General features: G+C 45.1%; 21 protein-coding genes and 1 riboswitch. Of the genes, 12 read left to right on the forward strand and 9 right to left on the reverse strand.

Annotated features, from left to right (window positions below):
- Positions 1–1,413 (reverse strand): aminotransferase-like domain-containing protein, encoded by a 1,413-nt coding sequence (locus tag ACXAC1_RS15860; RefSeq protein ID WP_475062710.1) that lies wholly within the window; start codon positions 1,411–1,413, stop codon positions 1–3.
- Between the two features lie 266 nt (positions 1,414–1,679).
- Positions 1,680–1,886: riboswitch (cobalamin riboswitch) on the forward strand.
- Positions 1,887–1,978: 92 nt separating this feature from the next.
- Here ACXAC1_RS15860 and ACXAC1_RS15865 point away from each other — a divergent pair.
- The 5 genes from ACXAC1_RS15865 to ACXAC1_RS15885 are packed head-to-tail and all read left to right on the forward strand — an operon-like array spanning position 1,979 to position 5,444.
- The gene (locus ACXAC1_RS15865) at positions 1,979–2,779 is read left to right on the forward strand and encodes a DUF4198 domain-containing protein (protein WP_475062711.1); all 801 of its coding nucleotides are present in this window, start codon (positions 1,979–1,981) and stop codon (positions 2,777–2,779) included.
- Between the two features lie 12 nt (positions 2,780–2,791).
- Positions 2,792–3,412, forward strand: a complete 621-nt coding sequence (gene cbiM, locus ACXAC1_RS15870; RefSeq protein WP_475062713.1) for a cobalt transporter CbiM — start codon at positions 2,792–2,794, stop codon at positions 3,410–3,412.
- A complete protein-coding gene (locus tag ACXAC1_RS15875) occupies positions 3,405–4,010 on the forward strand; it encodes a hypothetical protein (RefSeq protein ID WP_475062714.1) in 606 nt (201 codons plus the stop codon). The genes cbiM and ACXAC1_RS15875 overlap by 8 nt, the downstream gene beginning before the upstream one ends.
- The gene (gene cbiQ, locus ACXAC1_RS15880) at positions 4,003–4,785 is read left to right on the forward strand and encodes a cobalt ECF transporter T component CbiQ (RefSeq protein WP_475062716.1); all 783 of its coding nucleotides are present in this window, start codon (positions 4,003–4,005) and stop codon (positions 4,783–4,785) included. The genes ACXAC1_RS15875 and cbiQ overlap by 8 nt, the downstream gene beginning before the upstream one ends.
- Positions 4,782–5,444: an energy-coupling factor ABC transporter ATP-binding protein gene (locus tag ACXAC1_RS15885; protein WP_475062717.1), complete on the forward strand. Its 663-nt coding sequence runs from the start codon at positions 4,782–4,784 to the stop codon at positions 5,442–5,444. The genes cbiQ and ACXAC1_RS15885 overlap by 4 nt, the downstream gene beginning before the upstream one ends.
- 62 nt (positions 5,445–5,506) lie before the next feature.
- Here the strand turns inward: ACXAC1_RS15885 and ykgO are convergent, their stop codons facing one another.
- The gene (gene ykgO / locus ACXAC1_RS15890; protein ID WP_133559425.1) at positions 5,507–5,650 is read right to left on the reverse strand and encodes a type B 50S ribosomal protein L36; all 144 of its coding nucleotides are present in this window, start codon (positions 5,648–5,650) and stop codon (positions 5,507–5,509) included.
- On the reverse strand, positions 5,650–5,913 hold the full coding sequence (locus ACXAC1_RS15895) for a type B 50S ribosomal protein L31 (RefSeq protein WP_475062718.1): 264 nt from the start codon (positions 5,911–5,913) through the stop codon (positions 5,650–5,652). Before ACXAC1_RS15895 ends, ykgO begins: the two co-directional genes overlap by 1 nt.
- Before the next feature lie 253 nt (positions 5,914–6,166).
- Between ACXAC1_RS15895 and ACXAC1_RS15900 the strand changes: the two genes are divergently transcribed.
- The gene (locus tag ACXAC1_RS15900; RefSeq protein ID WP_475062720.1) at positions 6,167–7,321 is read left to right on the forward strand and encodes an EAL and HDOD domain-containing protein; all 1,155 of its coding nucleotides are present in this window, start codon (positions 6,167–6,169) and stop codon (positions 7,319–7,321) included.
- Here ACXAC1_RS15900 and hemG read toward each other — a convergent pair.
- The 3 genes from hemG to ACXAC1_RS15915 form a co-directional block, all read right to left on the reverse strand.
- Positions 7,318–7,839: a menaquinone-dependent protoporphyrinogen IX dehydrogenase gene (gene hemG, locus ACXAC1_RS15905; protein ID WP_475062722.1), complete on the reverse strand. Its 522-nt coding sequence runs from the start codon at positions 7,837–7,839 to the stop codon at positions 7,318–7,320. The two genes, ACXAC1_RS15900 and hemG, sit on opposite strands and share 4 nt — an antisense overlap.
- Before the next feature lie 192 nt (positions 7,840–8,031).
- Complete coding sequence (gene cydB / locus ACXAC1_RS15910) at positions 8,032–9,027, reverse strand: cytochrome d ubiquinol oxidase subunit II (protein WP_475062724.1); 996 nt, start codon at positions 9,025–9,027, stop codon at positions 8,032–8,034.
- Positions 9,027–10,433 (reverse strand): cytochrome ubiquinol oxidase subunit I, encoded by a 1,407-nt coding sequence (locus tag ACXAC1_RS15915; RefSeq protein WP_475062726.1) that lies wholly within the window; start codon positions 10,431–10,433, stop codon positions 9,027–9,029. Before ACXAC1_RS15915 ends, cydB begins: the two co-directional genes overlap by 1 nt.
- A 291-nt stretch (positions 10,434–10,724) precedes the next feature.
- On the opposite strand from ACXAC1_RS15915, the gene ACXAC1_RS15920 reads away from it, so the two are divergent.
- Positions 10,725–12,617: an ATP-binding protein gene (locus ACXAC1_RS15920; protein WP_475062728.1), complete on the forward strand. Its 1,893-nt coding sequence runs from the start codon at positions 10,725–10,727 to the stop codon at positions 12,615–12,617.
- Positions 12,610–14,001 (forward strand): sigma-54-dependent transcriptional regulator, encoded by a 1,392-nt coding sequence (locus ACXAC1_RS15925; protein WP_475062730.1) that lies wholly within the window; start codon positions 12,610–12,612, stop codon positions 13,999–14,001. Before ACXAC1_RS15920 ends, ACXAC1_RS15925 begins: the two co-directional genes overlap by 8 nt.
- Positions 14,002–14,059: 58 nt before the next feature.
- On the opposite strand, the gene gcvP is transcribed toward ACXAC1_RS15925, so the two are convergent.
- The 3 genes from gcvP to glyA form a co-directional block, all read right to left on the reverse strand.
- The gene (gene gcvP, locus ACXAC1_RS15930; protein ID WP_475062731.1) at positions 14,060–16,918 is read right to left on the reverse strand and encodes an aminomethyl-transferring glycine dehydrogenase; all 2,859 of its coding nucleotides are present in this window, start codon (positions 16,916–16,918) and stop codon (positions 14,060–14,062) included.
- 74 nt (positions 16,919–16,992) lie between these two features.
- Complete coding sequence (gcvH, locus tag ACXAC1_RS15935; protein WP_228191965.1) at positions 16,993–17,376, reverse strand: glycine cleavage system protein GcvH; 384 nt, start codon at positions 17,374–17,376, stop codon at positions 16,993–16,995.
- 56 nt (positions 17,377–17,432) lie between these two features.
- The gene (gene glyA, locus ACXAC1_RS15940) at positions 17,433–18,710 is read right to left on the reverse strand and encodes a serine hydroxymethyltransferase (RefSeq protein ID WP_133559855.1); all 1,278 of its coding nucleotides are present in this window, start codon (positions 18,708–18,710) and stop codon (positions 17,433–17,435) included.
- Between the two features lie 396 nt (positions 18,711–19,106).
- Between glyA and gcvT the strand changes: the two genes are divergently transcribed.
- The 4 genes from gcvT to ACXAC1_RS15960 are packed head-to-tail and all read left to right on the forward strand — an operon-like array spanning position 19,107 to position 22,642.
- Positions 19,107–20,201, forward strand: coding sequence for a glycine cleavage system aminomethyltransferase GcvT (gene gcvT, locus ACXAC1_RS15945; RefSeq protein ID WP_475062733.1), 1,095 nt, complete (start codon positions 19,107–19,109; stop codon positions 20,199–20,201).
- A 56-nt stretch (positions 20,202–20,257) separates the two neighbouring features.
- On the forward strand, positions 20,258–20,800 hold the full coding sequence (locus ACXAC1_RS15950) for an elongation factor P hydroxylase (RefSeq protein WP_475062735.1): 543 nt from the start codon (positions 20,258–20,260) through the stop codon (positions 20,798–20,800).
- Positions 20,781–21,911, forward strand: a complete 1,131-nt coding sequence (locus tag ACXAC1_RS15955) for a 4-phosphoerythronate dehydrogenase (RefSeq protein WP_475062736.1) — start codon at positions 20,781–20,783, stop codon at positions 21,909–21,911. Before ACXAC1_RS15950 ends, ACXAC1_RS15955 begins: the two co-directional genes overlap by 20 nt.
- An 8-nt stretch (positions 21,912–21,919) precedes the next feature.
- Positions 21,920–22,642, forward strand: coding sequence for a flagellar brake protein (locus ACXAC1_RS15960; protein WP_475062737.1), 723 nt, complete (start codon positions 21,920–21,922; stop codon positions 22,640–22,642).
- The last annotated feature ends 11 nt before the right edge of the window (positions 22,643–22,653 follow it).

A 22,653-nucleotide genomic window follows, 5' to 3' on the forward strand; every position in this document is an offset into this window, starting at 1 on the left:
CTATTTTGTATCTAGTAACGTCTGAAACAATAAGTGAAGCGCTGCTCGGCGGCGCTCTGTTAGCGGTTGCGAGAAGCTGAGGCGCATGTGGTTTTTGTACAAACCATGGGCTGAGAATAATACTCCTGGAGTCAGTACGATGCCTTTTTCCAGTAGGGCTTTGTAGCTTTGCTGAGTATCAATATGGTCGGGTAGTTCGACCCAACAGCTCAATCCACCATTAGGCTTGGTGAATTTGATTTGAGTGCCCCAGTGCTTCTTAAGCTCCGCTAATAATTTATCCCGTTGCTCTTTCAGTTGTTGACGATGTTGGTTCACATAACGTTTAAAGTGCCCTTGGCTGATGAACTCTGCGAGGCCCTCTTGCACGGCTTGGGGGCTGGCCAGTTGCGTGATCAGTTTTAGCTGAACGATTTTGTGATGCAGTAATCCGCCAGCAATCCAGCCAATACGTAATTCTCTCGATAGGCATTTCGAGAAAGATCCGCACAGAATCACGCGACCATCATCACAAACACTTTTAATCGGTGGGCATAACTCACTACGAAAGCGTAACTCTCCGTAAATGTCGTCTTCAATAATGTAGAAATCATGCTGATTGGCGAGTTTTACCAAGGCTTTCATATTCGCAAGCGGCATTTTTGAACCGGTTGGCGTATGGAAGTTCGGCGTGACAATACAGGCTTTGATCGGCCAGTCTTGAATTTTCTCGGCCAGCTCCTGTAGGTCTAATCCTTTATTGGTGTCGGATGAGATTTCGATGACGTGTAACCCGAGCTGCTCAAGTTGTTGTAGTGCACCGTAAAATGCTGGGGATTCAATGGCTACGGTGTCGCCTTTCTGACAAGTCGCCATCAAAGCAAGAAATAGGGCGTGCTGACATCCTGAAGTGATGCATAAATCATCAACGCTTAGACTTGTTTCCCGTTGACGGTATAGGTCAACGATAGCGCTGCGCAAGCCCACATGTCCCTTTGGCTCGTCATAATAGTTAGCTTTTTGCTCTGGATGAGAGCGAGACGCTTTGCCGATCATTCGATTCAAGTTAATCAAATGCTGCGCCGCAGGAGTCGACCCATCACTTGGTAATATATCAAATGCAGCGCTACGGGACATAATGTCGCGGAAAATGTCAGGTACATTTACTTGTGCAGGGATTGAGGGCGTCGACACTTTTTTCGGTGTGTTGTAATCCGCGCCGCTTTCTGCCACAAAATAGCCACTCTTGGGTACGGCATAGACCAGTTGATCCGCTTCGAGTTTATGCAGAGCATGAATGACCGTTGCTTTGGATAGCTCGTGCTGCTTACACAGAGTTCGAACCGAAGGCAGTTTTTCCCCAATCTTGTAACGGCCAGTTTGAATCTGTTGGCGTAACAACACTTCTAGAGCTTCATAACGAAATGCGCCCACTGCGATATCCTCTTAAAGTTTTATCTGGGTCTAGTTTAACGTATTTTTTTTGCTTTTCACTAATCTGTGTTGGCTTTTTGCAGGAGGGCTTACTTAGAAAATGCACTAGGTAAATCCGATATTAAGATGCTGTTTACAGCTGATCGATCATTAGTTAAACCAACGACATTCTTTGCGCCTCGCTAAGGAAGCTATCCTCGTTTTATTCATGCTCATAAGAACATTGCGCAGTTGCTTTTCTTGCTCATCCTACGTAAGTTGTACGCTCTATTAGGTCGTACTTAGGTACAAGTCGATTTTTGACTTGGGAAGTTGGTGAGCCGCTGTGCAATCCCAACACTGCCCCCGCAACGGTAAATTGGTAACGTCGATTTTGAATGCCACTGTGTGTATTTCACATGGGAAGGTAAATCGACTGTGATAAAAAGATCACGCTGATGAGTCCGGATACCAGCCTGATAGTGGTTTACCATGGTGTTGCGGAGGGCTTCACCGAGTAATGATGCATTAGCTGACAATACTTTTCCTCCCAACTCCGACTATTTATTTTGTTGGAGACATTTTTGTGTTTAAAAACATCGCGCTAACGGCTGTAGCAAGCGTTGCGCTTTACTCTTCTGTTGCTTCGGCACACTTTCAAATGGTGTACACACCAGAATTGCTGCGAGAAGCTGGCGGCCCCATTTCATTGAAATTGCCTTTTACTCATCCTTCTGAAAGTGGCCATGTGATGGCAGTTGATGAGCCTGAAGCGTTTTACGTGTTTAAAAAGGGCAAAAAAACAGACCTTCTCGATACGGTTAAACCTAGTCAATGGACCAGCGCAAGCAACACAGGCTTGTCTTATGAAGCGCAGTATTCATTACGTGGCTTAGGGGATTATGTCTTTATCTATGAGATGGCACCTTACTACGAAGCATCAGAAGACATCTATATTCAGCAGATTAGCAAATCAATTGTGAACGTTGGTAGCTTGCCAACAGACTGGAATGAGGACTTTGGTCTAAAAGCGGAGATCGTACCACTGACCAAACCTTATGCGATTTATGAAGGTGGCACGTTCACTGGCGTTGTGCGAAGTGAAGGGCTGCCTGTGCCATTCGCTGAAATTGAAGTGGAATACGTCAACTATGAACCTAATTCTGACACGAATGCCTTTGCCAGCGAGGGGAATATTGAGCCACCCGCTGATGCCTTCATTACAATGACCATTTTCGCGGATGCCAACGGTACTTTTACCTTTGGGATTCCTAAAGCGGGCCAGTGGGGATTTGCGGCCTTAGGAGTGGGTTCTGAAACCGAATACAAAGGTAAAGAGCTGTCTCAAGATGCCGTCATTTGGGTGCAAGCTCACGCCATCAAATAATAGGATTAAGATATGCATATAGTAGACGGAGCATTATCTGTTCCTGTCTTAGCCACCGGCGCCTTGTTAACGGCGGCCGGTGTGGCTTTAGGCTTAAAGAAGATGGATTATGACCACCTTCCGCAGGTGGGCGTATTGTCCGCTGCGTTTTTTATTGCCTCTTACATCCATTTACCGATTGGTTTCTCGAGCGTGCATTTGATTCTTAACGGTTTAATCGGATTGGCACTTGGGTGGGCTGCGTTCCCTGCGTTATTGATTGCGTTATTCCTGCAAGCCGTTTTCTTTGGCTTTGGCGGTTTTGTCGTGTTAGGTGTCAACACGTTGAATATCGCGTTACCTGCCGTGCTGGTTTACTACGGTTGCCGCTATGGTATTCAATCCAGTTCCACGAAAGTGGCAGCCATATGGGGGGCAATCGGCGGTGCTGGAAGCATTATCCTGACGACCCTAATGGTCGCCGTGTCTTTGATGCTATCGGGAGAAGGGTTTGCGTTGGCTGCCAAAGCGACGTTTATCGCACATATACCGGTGATGATCATCGAAGGTTTTGTGACGGCATCGGCGGTGTTGTTGATCCGAAAAGTGAAGCCTACTTTCCTTGGACTGGATGAGGAACGTGTCTATGGCTAGATGGCGATCCATTTTGACGCTTCTTTTCATGTGCTCGCCTTTTATGGTTCAAGCACACAATGTGATCAGCGGTGTATATGCGATAGGCTCAACCATAGAAGGCGAGATCGGTTTTTCAAATGGTGACATGGCGGCTGAAGGCACGGAAGTGATTGTGTTTGATTCATTGGGTAATGAGTTAGGGCGTGTGAAAACCGATGCTGAAGGACTGTTTGCCTTTGAGGCGAAGAAGCGTATTGATCACTTTTTCTATGCCAACATGAGTTCAGGGCATGTGATGGAAGAAATGCTACCCGCAGACCAACTGCCGGAGTCTTTGTCGGGAGACGTTATTAGCGCTGAGAATAGCGATACGAAGCAGGCATCTAAGGCGACTTCAATGTCTACCTCAGGGATGGATCAAGCTGAGCTTGAGGCCATGATTGAAAAAGCCGTGGCGAAACAAGTGAAACCGTTACGCCAAGAATTGATGCAGTATCAAGCGAAGGCTGGGATGCAAGATATCTTAGGGGGTATTGGTTACATCTTCGGCCTATGTGGCTTAGGGATTTGGTGGCGCCAGCGTCAAAAAGAGAAACAGGAAAAGGCAAATGCCTGAGTTTCTGGAGCACAGTGGCACCTCTTGGCAAGGTCAAAAAGTTAAACATCACCGTTCAATCGTGGATCATATAGATCCTCGCTTGCGGGTGGTGATGGCTTCCTTGTTTGCCCTGATCACCGTGTTATCACAGAGCTTTTTAAGCCTATGTGTCGCTGTGGGCGTAGGTTTATTGTTAGCAGTTCTCGCTAGATTGAACCTAAAACGCACCTTACGTCGAGTGTTGGCGATGGATATGTTTATGATTTTTCTGATCATATTGTTGCCTTTTACGACACCTGGAGAGACTTGGTTCAGCATCTTAGGTCTTTCTGCCAGCGAGGAAGGTTTTCTTCATGCTGTGGTGATCCTATTGAAAGCGCATGCTGTGGTACTAGCACTGTTAGCGTTGATTGGTACGCTTAGTGCAACAGTGCTCGGTCATGCTCTGGCACGCTTACGCATTCCGGATAAATTGGTGCATTTGATGCTTTTCACAGTGCGCTATTTAGAAGTCATTGGGCAAGAGTACAAACGTATGCGACGTGCTATGAAAGCCAGAGCCTTTGTATTACGTACAGACCGACATACTTGGCGCTCGATTGGCTACTTAATCGGTATGCTATTGGTCCACTCATTAGAGCGTTCAGAACGTATCATGGATGCTATGAAGTGCCGCGGATATCAAGGCAAGTTCTATTTATTTGACGATATGCGCTTGAGCCAGAAAGACCTGAATTTCAGCCTTATTTTTACACCTGTTTTGTGTCTATTGATCGGATTAAATTTTCTATGAGCAGCGACGAATCTTTTTTCAAAGTAACTGGTTTAAGTTATCGCTACCCGAGGCGGGGTGTGGTGTTAGATCAGGTGGATTTTGAATTGAAAAGAGGAGAGCGAGTGGCCCTCACTGGGCCAAATGGTGCGGGTAAGACAACTTTTTTGCATTTATTGGTCGGTTTAAAGAAGCCTAAATCGGGTCACATCTGGGCGTTTGGCAAAACGCGCAATGACGAAAAAGAGTTTGTGGAGGTGCGCGCAAGGGCAGGGTTTTTGTTTCAAGATCCAGATGATCAATTGTTTTGTCCAACGGTGTTAGAAGATGTGGCATTTGGTCCTTTGAACTTGGGCAAGTCTCGGACAGAAGCTCTGCAGATTGCTAAAGATACATTGACCTCACTTGGTATGGCTGGGTTTGAAGAAAGGATCACTCACCAACTTTCAGGCGGTGAAAAGCGCATGATAACGCTGGCCGCCGTCTTAGCAATGGAGCCTGATGTACTATTGCTAGACGAGCCGAGTAATGCGTTGGATGTAAAAGCGCGTCAACGTTTGATCGATACGCTTCTTAGCTTGTCTCAAGCCATGGTCATAGTGTCTCATGATGCGGATTTTGTTGATCAGCTGTCTACCCGTGAACTGCGTCTTGAGAACGCTGCACTAATGGTTATTTAAGCAGCCTTCCTATGGGGCTACCAAATCGGTTAGCCCCTTTTTCTATTCTAGAAACTAAGAAACTATCGTTTCTTCCCACCTTTGCCTTGTACGGCTTTAAATCGTGGATTTGATTTACAAATCACGAATAGTCGACCACGGCGTTTTACCACTTGGCAGTCTGGGTGGCGCTTTTTAGCCGTTTTCAATGATGACAAGACTTGCATTAACGTGCTCCTTTTAACTGACGAGAACCAAATCGACGTTTGAAGTTTTGAACACGTCCTTCCAACTGTGTGGCACGTTGCTCACCGGTGTAGACCGGATGAGAGGCCGAGGAAATATCAATGGTGTGGTAGGGGTAGGTATTCCCGTCTTTCCACTCAATTGACTGTGAAGTTTGTAGCGTAGTTTTGATTAGAAAATAGGTGTCTACGCTGGTGTCATGAAATACGACGGTACGGTATTCCGGGTGAATATTTGAACGCATAAGGTACCTCCTTGAATGGTTATATTATGTTATATCATAACATCTTTTGTGTAAATGATAATTGATATCATTTCTGGTTGAGATGCACGTCAAACTTTTGTCATTTTTAGTAAAAGAGAGGTCCGCTGAACCTGAAATAAATGACAGTGGACTTTGTTTCTAATATATTTTTAATGGTATTGATTTGAAGTGAGTTCTTATGCCCAAACCGCAATCTTATTGCATAGCTTTGCAGCCCATATGTGATTCTGACATGGTTCATGTAGCGGATGAGCTGCTATACCGGTCTACGTCATCTATGTCAAAAGCGGTGATCGATGATGAGCTTGTTGCAACGGCAAGGGCCTGTAATGCAGCCTTCTATGAAACCGGTATTGAAAATCTCTGCGGCAGTGGCAAGTTATTTTTTAACGCCCCTAGAGAATGGTTGCTAAAACCTGAATTACTACCTCCGTACCCAGAACAAGTTGTTATTGAAGTGCTTGAAAGCGTCGAGGGGGATACTGAAATTATTGCGGCCCTTCAGCATGTAAAGGCGTTGGATTATCAAATTGCATTAGATGACTTTGTTCTTAATGAACAAACACGGCCATTATTAGAGGTAGCCGACATCATCAAACTCGATATGCTGGTTGATCAGCAAAATAGCAATATTGAGCTTTACTTAGACAAAGGTATTACGCTGCTGGCTGAAAAGGTCGAAGATCTTGAGATGTTTGAGCGTTGCAAGCGACAGGGCTTCACGCTTTTTCAGGGATATTTCTACGCAAAGCCTGAAATCAAAAGCGCGACTGAAGTGGATCGCAGTGGTAATGCAAACGCCAGACTCGAAATACTAAATGAGTTGTACAGTGATCAAGTCGACCTTGATAAAGTCGAAAAATTATTGGTAATGGAACCTCAACTGGTCCTGCGTTTGTTAAAGATGATTAACTCGGCACAGTATAAACGAGCTAATACCATCAGCAGTTTGCACCAAGCGTTAACCTTGCTGGGGATTGAGAAGCTGAGAACTCTGGTGAGTACATTAGTCCTCGCCAATGATGATCCTTGTAAAATGTTGCTACTATCTAAAGTCTTGACTCGTGCCGCGATGTGTAAAGCACTTGCTGAAAATGAGTTTAAAGCTAATGCGGACGAAGCCTTCATGGTTGGCATGCTATCAATGGCTGACTTAATGTTAGGTCAGCCGATTCAAAAGGTGTGTGAACATATGCCACTGCAGCAAGAGAGCGTCGATGCACTCATTCGACATAACGGTAAGCTGGGAAGAATCTTAACGCTCGTAAAAACGTTTGAGAAAGCAGGCTTAGATTCGGCCAACGATAATACTGTCGATAAACTGAATACCTATTACCTAGACAGTCGGAGCTGGGCCATGAAAATGCTAGCGGGGCTTTACGATTAGAGTTGCTGGAATTCAGTCGAGATACGGTCAACTTGGTCCCAATCAGTGAATTCAATTTCACTATTACTAATCTGTTCGCCGCTCATTTTAAAGATCAGTTTGATCATCAAACGGTCAAAGAAGCTATTGTTTGCTAAATGCAGTTTGCCTGCGAAAACGGCCTCGATGTCTGCATGAATACCCGTTTTATGCTTGAGCTTCATAAAATATGGATTGTTTGAAGGTAAGCATTTGTTGGCTTTTCTGGCGGTGGCATTAACGCTAAATAACAACGTCTTCTTTGTGCTTAGTAAGGCCGCCTGTTCGATTAAAAAGTGTTCAAAGTCTGGCCGATGTTTACCATAACGAACGCTCCCGCCCAAAATAACCTTTTCATAGTTCGCTAAATCAACCGCTGTCGCGTTATAAATATCGATTAAGGTCACATCGTGTTCGCTCTTGATATGTTCGCCAATACGCTGGCAAATCCTTTTAGTCTGACCATCAACACTTGAATAGAGTGCGAGTGTTTTTATCATCTCGGATGCCTTTTAATGATTTGATCGCCAAACCAAGCCTTTGTCTATGAGGCTTGGTTTGGCATCCAAATTATCCAACACTGTTTATCAGAAATCGTAAGCCGTAAGCAATTATGCTAAGGCTAATCAGACCTGAGACATAGAGGAGTGTGAACCACTGCCAAGACTTTACATTTTTCATAGAGGCTTTCATTAATAGCCCTCCTGATAATCTTCAACCTTACCGGCAAAAACACGGTATCCCCACAAAGTATAAGCAAGGATTAGTGGGATAAAAATCACGATGCCGACAACAAGGAATTTAAGGCTTGAGTCAGGTGCAGCGGCGTCCCAGATCGTCAATTGGTTCGGTATCAAGTAGGGAAATAGGCTGACAACCAAACCAGCAAAACCTAAGGTAAATATACCGGCAACATACCAAAATGGTCGGATTTCATGGATCGTATCGCTGAGACCTTTCCAAGCTAACACGGCAAACAGAGCGGACAGTAATGGCAATGGACTTAAGTATAAAAAGTTACCACCTGCAAACCAGCGCTCACGAATATCATCTGAAGAGAGGACAGTCCATAAGCTAACGATCAACATGGCCACCATTACGCCTAGAAGAAGTCGTTTTGCTAAGTGCGCTGCATGCTGCTGAATACGACCACGACTTTTCATATACAGATAGCTTGCACCAAGTAAGGCATAGCCTGCCATGACGCTGAATCCAGTCAAAATGGCGAATGGAGATAACCAATACCAACTGTCGAGTTGAATATGATTAGCATTAACACCTTGAACGATTGATCCTAAGATTAAGCCTTGGCAAAAAGCTGCGGTGGCAGAGCCCGCGCTAAATGCAAAGTCCCAATAGGGGCGAGAGCGGTCAGCTTTAAAACGGTATTCAAACGCGACGCCACGAAATATAAGGGCAAACAACATTAATATAATTGGTAAGTAGAATGTTGATAAAATACCCGCATAAGCGGCTGGAAAGGCAGCGAATAGAACGACACCGCCAAATACCAGCCATGTCTCGTTACCATCCCAAACATGTGAGATGGAACGCATCAGGTGGTCACGCTCACCTGTTTGGTCAAACCATGGGTAGAGAATACCCACGCCTAAATCAAAGCCATCCAATAACACATACATCAAGACAGCAAAGCCAAGGATCAAGAAATAGAAAAGAACTAAATCCATTATTTTACTCCCTCTTCATGTTTGAGGTTTTTCACCCAAGCTAATGCATAACCCGGTGCTTTCATGCCAATTAATTGTTCTTCAAGATGCGCCATTGACGGCGGGCCTTTTTTGATCAGCTTACGCATGAAGTAAAGATAGACGCCCAACAGCAAGGTATAGATCACCACAAAGCCGATCAAAGTAAACAGTACGCGCTCAGCAGGCAGTGGTGATACGACTTCACTGGTACGAACCAGGTTGTACACTAACCAAGGTTGGCGGCCAACCTCGACCACATACCAACCCGCTAGTACGGAAATGACACCTGAAGGGGTAAATAAGGTCAACGCGGTTAGGAATGGTTTATTACTGAACAAACTACCGCGCTTACGGAGCCATAGCGCAAGTACAGCCAAGCCAATCATGCCAAACCCTAATCCAACCATCACCCGGAATGACCAGAAAACCAACGGTACGTTCGGCCGATCTTCGGGCGGAACAGCTTTTAAGCCTTGTACAGCGCCATCGAAAGTATGGGTCAAGATCAGGCTGCCTAAGCTTGGGATACCCAGTTCATAGTCATTGGATTCGGTTTCCATATTAGGCATCGCAAACAGTAATAGCGGAACATGTTCTTCTTTTGCAGGCCAAATACCTTCCATTGCGGCAAGTTTAGTTGGTTGATGCTCTTTGACGTTTAAACCGTGATGGTCTCCCACCAACGCTTGCAGTGGTGTGAGAACGAGCGCAATCCACATGGTCATGGATAAGCCTTTTTTGGCGAACTCGGTGTGTTGCTTTTTAAGTAAGTAATACGCACAGACACCAGCCACTACAAATGTTGCAGTGATGAAAGATGCCAATAACATATGAGAAAGACGATACGGCATAGAAGGGTTAAAAATCACTTCGAACCAATCTTCAACATGAAATTGACCGTCAACGATGATATGGCCTTGGGGTGTTTGCATCCAAGAGTTTGCGACGATGATCCAAAAGGCTGAAATCCATGTACCTATCGCAACGACTACCGTTGAAAAGAAATGTAGTTTGCGTCCTACACGCTGCCAACCAAATAGCATGACGCCTAAGAAGCCTGCTTCTAAGAAAAAGGCAGTTAACACCTCATAAGCCATTAATGGACCTAGCACAGGACCAACAATGTCTGAGAACTTCGAGAAATTGGTGCCAAATTCATAGGATAGGACAATCCCTGAAACCACACCCATACCAAAGGTGATGGCAAAGGGTTTGATCCAGAACTTGGCCAATTGTAGATAACGAGGATCATGGGTTTTTAGCCATAGACCTTCCCAAATGGCAATCAAGGTGGCTAAGCCGATGGTGATGCTAGGGAAGATGATATGAAAGCTAACAGTAAACGCGAACTGTAAGCGAGAGAGTAAAGCGGTATCGAGTTCCATAAGAAAATCCTACGCTTTAGAAGCAAAGCGGCGTAATGCAAGTGGGGTGATGGCAAGACTGATGATGCTAACTAAAACAAAGGCGTCAATTAAAAGCTGACTGTAGTGCATAGGTGTTACCTCGAGGACTGTATTGAGTTAAATCATGTTGATTGATCTTTAGCATTGATTGTGCCAATAAAATGTTTGATTTAAGTTGTTGAAATTATTGAATAAAATTATTTGTTTGAACTAGTCGTAAACAAAGTTTACGATTTATCCAAAGTTTACACTGTCAACGAGGTTTACGTTTTGACCTTATCGATTGCGTTTGAGATATCTATTTGGATAACCAGCGTCTGTGGCGTTTTGGTTGCCGCATGGCTGTTGTGGCGTGCTCGTCATCAACCAGACTTGCGAGCTTTAGCGGGCTTTGCAGTGATGATGGCATTGTGGTGTTCAGGTCATTTGGCGTTGCTGCATAACCAAGAAACACTGGGCATGGTCTTGGTTCTTGCTAACCCGTTAATGCCAACTTTTTTTCTGCATTTTGCATTATTGTTTGTCAATGAAGGTACTGAGAAACAACCGTGGTTGACTAGATTGATACACATCATGCCTTGGATCTATGCAATCAGTATCTTTATTGTGATTTGCAGTATTTGGGCCGAAGCTGGCGACACGGTGCCATTAATGGATGGACGGCCATTCTTTGTGTTTAATGCCCACGGCGCAGTGAATCTAGCATATACCGTATTAATAGGTGTCCTTGGTCATGGGGTGTTGTTGCTTGGTTGGCAGCAGCATTCTGGCAATAAAAAACGTTCCATCTTAGCCATGTTTGGTGTCGCGGCATGGGGGTTGCTACTGGCAACGAGCTTCGTGTTTCCATCGTTTGGTATTAATGTTTTCCCTTACCCAATGTTGTTACTCCCCAGTTATTTATTACTGCTGGTGTATGGTGTGGTGCGCTATCAGATTTTGGATGTAAACCGTTTCGCGAATCGGGCTTTATTAGCATTAGCGATGATGCTTGTTGTACTGTGTGTGATTGCGGTACTGGGGGCTTTTTCAGGCCCCATTGGCTTACAGGCTTTGGCGACGGTGCCAATATGGCAGTTATGGCTTTATTCATTGGTGGTTTTATTAACAGCAGCGATGGTGTACCCATGGTTAAAACGTTTCAGTGAACGTTTAGTATTCCCTGGCGCTGTGCTGAATGAGCGCATCTTAGATAATTGGAATAGGGAGTTGAATCAGGCAGGATCATGGCAAGCATTAACATTACTGGGTGAACAGCAACTGGCACAACACCTTAGACAGCCCGTACCAATTTGCCTTGAGCCTGCGGATGTGCCAGAAGAGCTTCATATTGTCGTACAGAAAGAATTGAATGGTTGGTTCGCACAACCAGTACACACCAACGATATTAGCCCTGGTATGCGACTGACTTTGGACGTCTTTAGCTCTTTATTTGCGACGCAATGTGCTGCACTTGAACGATCTCTCGCGTTAGCAGAAACAGAACGAAAACGTTTAGATGAACAACATCTAGTCGAGCTAGGTAGTCTTTCAGCTGCCATGGCACATGAGCTACGTAACCCTTTAAATATTATCTCAATGGCGTCGTACAATTCACCTGTTGATACACGCCGTCATATCCAAGAGCAGTTAACCCGTGCCGATCGTTTAGTGAGCGATATGCTGGTGTATTCAGGCAAACTTACACTCCAATATCAGCCTGTGTTTATAGAGCCTTTGTTGGGGAGTGTCCTGAGCTCTTTGAACACAGATAACGTTCTGATCACCTTACAAATTGAAGAGCAGCTCGAAGTGAATGCTGATCCGCACCGCTTACAGCAAGTGTTTATTAATCTCATTGATAATGCTTTGGCTTTCGTGCGCAATCAGGGTGATGGCTCGATCTGTATCGAAGCACAAAAAGAACGTTCAGAGTTAATTTGTCGTATCCATAATAATGGTCCGTCCTTAGATCCCTGTATTGGACAAGAGGAATTATTCCGCCCATTTGTCAGCAAAAGACAAGGAGGTAGCGGACTGGGACTGGCCATTGTGCGGCGCATCCTTGATGCTCATCATGGGCAAATTTGTCATCGTAATGATCTAAATTGGCCCGTTACCTTTGAAATCCGATTGCCTCTCAACCCCACAGTACAAACCAAAGGAGAATCCAAAGATGTCTGATTATGGCTACATCTTATTGGTCGATGATGAACCGGCTTTTCGCGAGTTGGCAGGAAGTTGGTTGCGTCAACAAGGGTTTAGAGTTAAGACGGTGGGCTCTACAGATGAAGCTTTAGAAGCGAAAAAAAGCCAAGGACAGCCAGATTTAGTATTGCTAGACCTTTCCTTACCCCCATACTTTGATCCTCAGAAAACCCTGCAGACCATGCCAGAATTTGGTGGTTGCCCAGTGATCATTATTACCGGACATGCCGAACGTGAGCTGTCATTGCAAGCGATTTCTCAAGGTGCATGGGACTTTATCGCCAAACCCATAGATCCCGAAATGTTAGCCGTTGTGGTGAAGCGGGCATTAGCAAAGACACGGCTTGAGCGCGAAGTAGAGCGTTTACAAGAAACTTCTCCAAAGTTAGGTTCAGAAAAGTACATTGGTATTTCTGACAGTGCGCAGCGTGTTCGTTCTTTGATAGAACGTATTGCTCCGACAGACGTTAGAGTACTAGTGACGGGGCCTTCTGGAACAGGTAAAGAGGTTATTTCGAGAGCACTACACGATATGAGTCCTCGGGCAAAAAAGCCATTTGTTTCAGTACACTGTGGTGCTATCCCAGCTGAACTGTTAGAAAGTGAGCTATTTGGTCATGTTAAAGGCGCTTTCACTGGAGCAGACAAAGATAAAGTTGGCCTTCTAAAGCTTGCGGATGGTGGTACTTTATTTCTCGATGAAATTGGTGAAATGCCAGTGCCAATGCAAGTTAAATTGCTGAGGGTTTTACAGGAGGGAAGCTATTTTCCTGTGGGTGCGCGAGAGCTAGAGTCCATCGACGTTAGGATTGTTTCAGCAACGAATGCTGATTTGGCTCAGCTCATAGCAAGTGGTGACTTTCGTGAAGATCTGTATTATCGAATCAAAGGCGTTAACATCGAAACGCAAGCACTTCATATGCGTCAAGAGGACATCCCCGTTTTATTGCAACACTTTATTGCTGCATTAGAAACACATCAAAGTAGAAAGTACTATCTTTCAAATGAAGCGCTTCAATGGTTCCGGCAACGTCCATGGCAAGGAAACGTAAGAGAGCTGAAAAATACTCTTGAGAGCGTAGCAGCGATCGCCGTGGCAGGCCAAATTACCTTAACCGAAATTCAATTGCTAAATTACGATGTAGCGCCTCAAAGTCACTCGCCAATCTTAACCTCTGAAGAAAAGCCAGTAGCGTTTACTCATTCGCTTGATGAGCAAGTTCAGGAGCTAGAAATCAAGCTGATCCGAAAAGCATTAGACACAACAGGTCACAACAAAACCCAATCCGCCAAGCTTCTTGGGTTATCAAGACAAGGCTTGATTAAAAAAATTGAAAGATATGGATTAGGGGGAGGGTAAACTAAGAACATTTGACTCATGAAATGCTCTTAGTTTTCAATTTAAAGCGGTTCTTTGATTAGTCTTGGTAGCTTTCTACTGGCAGACACTCACAGAACAAGTTACGGTCGCCGTAAACGTTATCGATACGACCCACTGGTGGCCAGTACTTACGAGCTGCAATCCATGGTAGTGGATAAGCCGCTTCTTCACGTGTGTAAGCATGTGTCCAGTCACCGTTTAGTAAAGACGCTGCTGTGTGCGGAGCGTTAACTAGCGGGTTGTCTTCTAGGGGCCATTCGCCTGCTTGTACTTTCGCGATTTCGTTACGGATCTGGATCATGGCGTCACAGAAACGGTCAAGTTCTTCGCGGCTTTCAGACTCAGTAGGCTCGATCATAAGTGTGCCAGCAACTGGGAATGACATAGTTGGCGCGTGGAAACCGAAGTCCATTAGACGCTTAGCGATGTCTTCTTCAGAAATGCCAGACTCTGCTTTGATCGGACGAATGTCGATAATACATTCGTGCGCTACGGTGCCGTTCTTACCAGTGTAAAGAACAGGGTAGTGCTCACCGAGACGTTTCGCGATGTAGTTCGCGTTAAGGATCGCGTGGAATGTAGCATCACGTAGACCACGGTCGCCCATCATCTTAATGTACATCCAAGTGATGACTAGGATGCTAGCTGAACCGTAAGGTGCTGCCGATATTGCACCGTGTTGAGTTTCGTTTTGAACAACAGGTGATACTGCGTGGCCTGGTAGGAATGGCGCTAGATGTGATTTAACACCGATAGGCCCCATGCCTGGACCGCCACCACCGTGTGGGATACAGAATGTTTTGTGTAGGTTCAAGTGCGATACGTCACCACCGAAGCTACCTGGAGGCGCGATACCTACCAATGCGTTCAAGTTTGCGCCGTCGATGTAAACCTGGCCGCCGTTGTCATGCACGATGTCACATACTTCGCGGATTTGTTCTTCGAACACACCGTGAGTTGATGGGTAAGTCGCCATGATACAGCTTAGGTTTTCAGCATGTTTCTCTGCTTTTTCTTTCAAATCAGTAATGTCGATGTTGCCGTTCTCGTCACATTTAATGATAACAACTTTCATACCGGCAAGGGCTGCAGACGCTGGGTTAGTACCGTGTGCAGAGCTTGGGATTAGACAGATATCACGCTGATCGTCGCCACGAGATTTGTGGTATTTGTCGATCGCGATTAGACCTGCGTATTCACCTTGCGCACCTGAGTTAGGCTGCAAGGAAATTGTGTCGTAGCCAGTTGCTTTAGAAAGCATGGCAATTAGGTCGTTAAGTAATGCTTGGTAACCTGACACTTGCACTTTTGGTGCAAATGGGTGGATGCGACCAAACTCTTCCCATGTTACAGGGATCATTTCTGATGCAGAGTTAAGTTTCATCGTACATGAGCCTAGTGGGATCATGCTTTGGTTGAGCGCGATGTCTTTAACTTCTAACTGACGCATGTAACGCATTAGTTCAGTTTCGCTGTGGTGCGAGTTGAATACTGGGTGCGTTAGGATGTCATCAGTACGTAGCATACTTTCTTCGATACCGAAGCCAACTTCTGCGTCTAGCATTTCATCAGTCAGTTCTACACCGAAGCTGCTTGCCAGATTGTATAGGTCTTCGATGGTGCTGGTTTCGCTGAATGATAGCGACAGCTCAGTACTGCTTGCGCGGTAAAGGTTGATGTTCTTTTCAGCTGCGCTCTTAAGAATTGCATCTGTCTTATCAAGCGTCTTAACAACAAGTGTATCGAAGTAAGTGCCGTTGTAAGAGTAAGTGCCTTTAAGCGCTTTTGCGAAGATGTTTGTGAGGCCTGCTACACGTGACGCAATTTGTTTTAGGCCTTTAGGACCGTGGTATACCGCGTAGAAGCCCGCCATCATCGCGAGTAGTGCTTGAGCGGTACAAATGTTTGATGTCGCTTTTTCACGACGGATGTGCTGCTCGCGTGTTTGCATCGCCATTCGCAGTGCTGGCTTATCGTGGCTATCTTTAGAGACACCGATAACACGGCCAGGCATAGAGCGCTTGAATTTGTCTTTCGTTGCAAGGAAGGCAGCATGTGGGCCGCCGAATCCCATTGGTACACCGAAACGCTGTGCACTACCAACAACGATGTCAGCGCCCATGTCCGCAGGGGATTTCAATAGCACTAGAGACAGCAGGTCTACCGCTGTGGTGACTAATGCTTTTTGCTCGTGCGCTTGAGCAATAACATCGCTTAGATCGTTTACAGAACCATCGATGCCTGGGTATTGAACAATGACGCCAAATACATCGTAGTTACCAAGGTTGGCAATATCGTCAACGATGACTTCAAACTCAAGTAGTTCTGCTCGTGTTTTTACAACGTCGATGGTTTGAGGTAGTACATTGTCTGCGACAAACACCGCGTTAACTTTCTTCTTGCTTGAGCGCTGCATTAGCGTCATGGCTTCTGCTGCGGCAGTCGCCTCATCCAGTAGCGAAGCGTTAGAAATTTCCATGCCAGTTAGGTCAATGATCACCTGTTGGAAGTTCAACAAAGCTTCCAAGCGGCCTTGTGAAATCTCTGGCTGGTAAGGTGTGTACGCTGTGTACCAACCTGGGTTTTCTAGCAGGTTACGAAGGATAGGCGTTGGTACGAATGTGTCGTGGTAGCCCATGCCGATGTAACTGCGGGCAACTTTGTTGCGACCTGCAATTTCTTTTAGTTGCGACAGTGCTTCGTTCTCACTGACAGGTTGTTTAGACATATCAAGATTGGCCAAACGGATCGCGTTTGGAATGGTGTTCTCAATCAATAGGTCTAAGGAGTCGAAGCCTAGAGTGTTTAGCATCGATTGTTGCTCGTTTGCATCAGGGCCGATGTGGCGAGCGATGAATTCGTCTTTGCCTAGCAAATCGCGGATACACGATGTCATGGAAAGTCACCTATAAAAGAAATTGCAAGATAAATGGGGAGAAGCACCCCTCTAGGAGAGGGGTGTGGTATCGATTACTCGATAGAGCTAGCGTACGCGTCCGCGTCCATTAGCTTGTCTAGTTCACTTGCATCGCTAAGTTTGATTTTAGCGATCCAAGCGTCCTCGAAAGGTGATTCGTTAACAAGCTCTGGAGAGTCATCCAATGCTTCGTTAACTTCAACAACTTCACCAGATACAGGGGCATAGATATCTGATGCGGCTTTAACAGACTCTACCAAAGAAAACTGCTCTGAAGCTGTGGTTTCTGCACCGACTTCAGGTAGTTCTAGGTAAACAACATCACCTAGTAATTCTTGTGCGTGGTCAGTGATACCAACAGTAACAGTACCGTCACCGTTATCTAAAACCCACTCGTGAGAGTCTGCGTATTTCAAATTCGATGGAATGTTGCTCATGGCGATCTATCCTTTATTATAAATAGCCCGAGATCGAGTCTCGGGCTGTGCGCAAATTAGCGGTAAAGAGGGAAGCGTTTGCAAAGCTCTTGTACTTCTGCCTTTACGCGAGCTTCTACTTCTGGATTACCTTCTGGCATTGCAACTAGGCCGTCTAGTACGTCACTGATTAGGTGACCAACTTTACGGAATTCTTCTTCACCGAAGCCACGAGAGGTTGCAGCAGGTGTACCTAGACGGATACCTGAAGTAACCATTGGTTTTTCAGTGTCGAATGGAATGCCGTTTTTGTTACAAGTGATGCCAGCGCGCTCAAGTGCTGCATCAGCTGCATTACCTTTTAGACCTTTTGGACGAAGGTCAACAAGCATTAGGTGAGTGTCAGTACCACCGGTAACGATGTCACAACCACGCTCAACCATTACTTCTGCTAGCGCTTTAGCGTTCGCAACAACTTGCTTGATGTAGTCAGTGAACTCTGGTTTTAGTGCTTCACCGAATGCAACCGCTTTACCAGCGATAACGTGCATTAGTGGGCCACCTTGGTAGCCAGGGAATACAGCAGAGTTGATCTTTTTACCTAGTTCAAGGTCGTTAGAAAGAATCATACCGCCACGTGGGCCACGTAGAGTCTTGTGAGTTGTTGTTGTAACAACGTGTGCGTGCTCAAGAGGCGATGGGTGAACGCCTGTAGCAACTAGACCAGCAATGTGTGCCATGTCAACGAATAGGTAAGCGCCTACTTTGTCAGCGATCTCACGGAAACGTTTGAAGTCGATTTGACGTGGGATAGCAGAACCACCCGCGATGATCATTTTCGGCTTGCACTCAAGAGCTTGAGCTTCAATCGCATCGTAGTCCATCAACAATGTTTCTGGGTTTACATCGTATTGAACAGCGTTGAACCATTTGCCTGATTGCGCTGGTGCAGCACCGTGAGTTAAGTGACCACCTGAAGAAAGTGTCATACCCATTACCGTGTCACCTGGCTGAAGCAATGCAAGCATTACTGCACCGTTTGCTTGAGCACCAGAGTGAGGCTGAACGTTAACAAATTCACAGTTAAACAGTTTCTTAGCACGATCAATAGCAAGTTGCTCAGTTACGTCTACCGCTTCACAGCCACCGTAGTAACGACGGTTTGGGTAGCCTTCCGCGTACTTGTTAGTCAAAACAGAGCCTTGAGCTTCTAGTACAGCTTTAGAAACGATGTTTTCAGATGCGATAAGCTCGATACCAGTTTCTTGGCGCTCTTGCTCTTCTACAAGCGTTGCGAATAACTCAGCATCGCGGTCTTTAAGCGCTTGGCTGAAAAAGGCTTCAGTGTTAGCCATTTTGAGATCCTCTTAATTGAAATTCATGTCGATGACATTCTGAGACGATACTTATTCTATCATTTATGTCGGAAAATGAATTGAAAAAAGATCATCTCTCCTTTCGTACTAATCATCTGCATTGCTATGAGATGAATGCATCATAAACAAAAAGTTTCCGATTGGAAACATTTGTTCAATACAAATTGAATTGAATGCATAAAAATGTCGCAAATAGAAAGATTAACCGAATGTGCAGTTTTGACTATTTTATTTACGTAGTAACTGATGTTAATGGATTTTATTGGTAGTAAGTAGATTCGAGGTTGCATTCATTTGGTTTAACGATGATACTTTGTTTCCGATTGGAAACATCCGAAACATCCCATTTTGATTTAATGTTAACCAGAGGTGCTCATGAAACGTACTCCTTTATATCAAGCGCATGTCGATGCAGGCGCTCGCATGGTCGAATTTGCAGGCTATGAAATGCCAGTTCAATACCCAATGGGGGTGAAGAAAGAGCACCTTTGGACACGTTCCTCGGCTGGACTGTTCGATGTGTCGCATATGGGACAGGTTATTTTACGTGGTGAGAACGTAAAACAAGAATTAGAGGCGCTTTTGCCAGTTGATGTCATCGGTTTAGGGCTTAATCAACAGCGCTATGGTGTGTTCACGACGACTAATGGCGGTATCTCTGATGATTTGATGTTTACAAATTGGGGCGATGAAGAAATTTACATGGTAGTGAACGCTGCTTGTAAAGAGCAAGATGTTGCGCATTTGACTAACAATTTACCAACAACGTCAGTCGAAGTGGTTGATCGTGCTCTGGTTGCGCTGCAAGGGCCTAAAGCTCGTGAAGCGGCGGCTAAGCTGTTGCCAGAACTAAAAGCATTAGTGTTTATGCAGTCCACTAAGGTGATGTGGAACGGTGTTGAGCTTTGGGTAAGTTGCTCCGGCTACACTGGTGAAGATGGTTACGAGATCTCTGTTCCAAACGAGAATGTCACAGTTTTCTGTCAGGCGTTACTTGCTCTAGAAGAAGTGGAATGGATTGGTCTAGGTGCCCGTGACTCTCTTCGTTTAGAGGCGGGTCTTTGTTTATATGGCCATGACTTAGACCAATCGACTACCCCTGTTGAAGCTTCAATCACCTGGGCAATTCAGAAAGTTCGTCGTGCTGAAGGTGAGCGTGCTGGTAACTTTGTGGGGGCTGATGTGGTTCTACAGCATTTTGCTGAAGGCGTTTCACGTAAGCGTGTTGGCTTCTTGGTGGAAGGTAAGGCGCCAGTGCGTGAGGGTGTGGATATTGTGACTGAATCTGGTGATCTAGCAGGCTCTGTTACCAGTGGTGGCTTTGCACCATCTCTTGAGAAGCCAATTATAATGGGTTATGTGCAGACAGATAAACTTGAGCAGCCCCTTTTCGCTTCATTACGTGGTAAACTTATCCCGTTAACCCCTGCGAAGATGCCATTCTTCCCATCACGATACTTCCGTGGCTAAGTCATTTTTGAATAAAGCCCTCGTGATGAGAGAGGGCTTTGATTTTGAGTGATTAAGTGAACGCACGATTTCTCGAAAAGACGTTTTATGACGTTTTTTTTTCGACCTACCAAACAGTTTTAAAGGGCGGCTTTGACGAACCATTTTATCTGGCTTGTGACGAGTCTGGTGTCAGTCAAATTCAATATCGCTACGACTATGCCTCAAGTGCTTTGCATGAAGTCAGCCATTGGTGCGTGGCTGGAGAAGAAAGGCGTCAACAAGACGATTTTGGCTATTGGTATGCCGAAGATGGTCGCACCCTCGCTCAGCAAAAAGAGTTTGAAAAGTTTGAGGTGCAACCTCAAGCATATGAATGCCTATTCCATTGGTCATGCGGAATGAAATTTGATGTCAGCGTAGATAATTTGGCATTACCTGATTATGACCCATCTCCGTTTAGAGAAGCTGTTTTAAATCGAGTGTCAGAGCTGATAGAGAATGGTCTTCCCAATCGCGTCTCACTGTTTGCTCAAGCTTTATTTGCTCGCCATTTTAAATCTTCAGAATCGTTAGTTATACCCCACCTAAGAGAGTGCTATGAAAATTATTGCCGATGAGAATATGCCGAATGTTGAAGCGCTTTTTGGCGGTTTAGGCGACATTACTCTAGTGAATGGTCGTTCTTTGTCGAAAGAGCAATTGATGGATGCGGATATACTGTTAGTGCGCTCTGTTACCAAAGTAAATGAATCGTTGCTTGAAGGTACGTCGGTTAAATATGTAGGAAGTGCCACCATAGGTACGGATCACGTAGATGCCGAATATTTATCGGAAAAGGGCATTGGTTTTAATAGTGCGCCTGGTTGCAATGCTGATGCTGTCGCTGACTACGTCTTTAGTGCCTTGTCATATTTGTATTTTACTAAGTCGGTAAACTGGCTTAAGGCGAAAATTGGGGTTGTCGGACAGGGTAATGTTGGGCGCTGTGTTGCGTCACGTTTTGTCGAGCTAGGTTGTGAGGTGGTTGCCTACGATCCTTTAGTTGACGAAACGGTCTCAGGTGTGACGTTAACAACGCTTTGTGAAGTGATGACTTGCGATGTAATTTGTTTGCATGCGCCGTTAACTCACACAGGTGCTTACCCAAGCTTTGATATGATCAACGATGAATACGTTGCTCACCTGTCTGCTGGGCAAACCATTATTTCGGCTGGGCGAGGTGGTGTCATTAATGAGACGGCATTGATTGAGCGCTTTCATGCGTTAGGTGGCGCTCTTAATCTTGTGCTGGATGTATGGCATGAAGAGCCCCATCCAAATATGCAGCTTGCTGCTTTGTGTGACATCGCAACACCGCATATTGCTGGGTACAGTAAGCAGGGTAGAGAAAAGGGAACGTGGTTTATTTACCAGTCCGTTTGCAACTTCTTTGATATTCCTCTCAAAAGTAGTTTTTCTGAAGCGGTCAGTCAGGGTAGTATTTGTGAAATAAAAATGAATTCTGACCTTGGGAAAGAAGAGGCATTGAATAGAGCAATTCAATGTTGCTTTGATGTGGCAAGAGATTCTGCCCGCTTCAAGTATGTTATGAATAGTGGTGAAGACAGAGGTTTCGACTGGTTGCGAAAGAACTACGTAGAGCGAGATGAATTTAATACCATGACTGTTGTGCATTCTATATTTTCAAGTGAGCTTAATGCGTTAGGTTTTCACCAGAAACGCTGTTAGGAGTTTTAATGGCAGAAGTTACGCAAGTTGCTTTTGATGATATTTCTATACCTGTTGGTACAAGTGTACAAATTGAGTTTATTTCCCCGCCTGGGCGTCATACGGTCAAGGTGCTTGGGCGTATGGCAGGGCGTTCTTTAATTGTTTCTTGCCCTCGTGTAAATGGTAAGAATATCATCGTACGTGATAGCCAAGTTGTAAATGTACGGCTAATGTCCGCTACAGTCGTGTGTGCTTTTTCCACGAAAATTGCTAAAAGTTATTTGGAGCCAGCTGCGCATTTGCATATTGCAACGCCTGCAATGGTTGATGCATCGGAGGTTCGTCAATCGGTTCGAGTAGAATCAAGATTAATTTGTTCAATGGAGCCTGATGGTGGGCAGCAATCTATTCTAACAAGTGCGACAGGCGTGGTTGTCGACTTGAGTACGGGAGGGTGTAAAATTCTCTCTAAGGAAGACTTTGGTTCAGTTAATCAAACCATGAAAATTGCATTGAATCTTTTAATTGGTGATTATAAGCACATTCTTAAGATTGAGTGTGAAATTCGCTCTCAGGAAATTCAAATGCTCGAGCAGCTACAGTCCTCAATTGCTGATAATGCTTTTCTATCTCGAATGGGGGTAGAGTTTATGTACGTATATGGAATTAAGTTTAACAATATAGAAAAAGAACAAGGGATTCCGCTGTTAGCATACATTTTAGAAACTATTGCTAAGAAGCAGCGTTAAGACTTTATAGC

It is taken from the genome of Marinomonas sp. AWM4_232 (genome assembly GCF_056158325.1).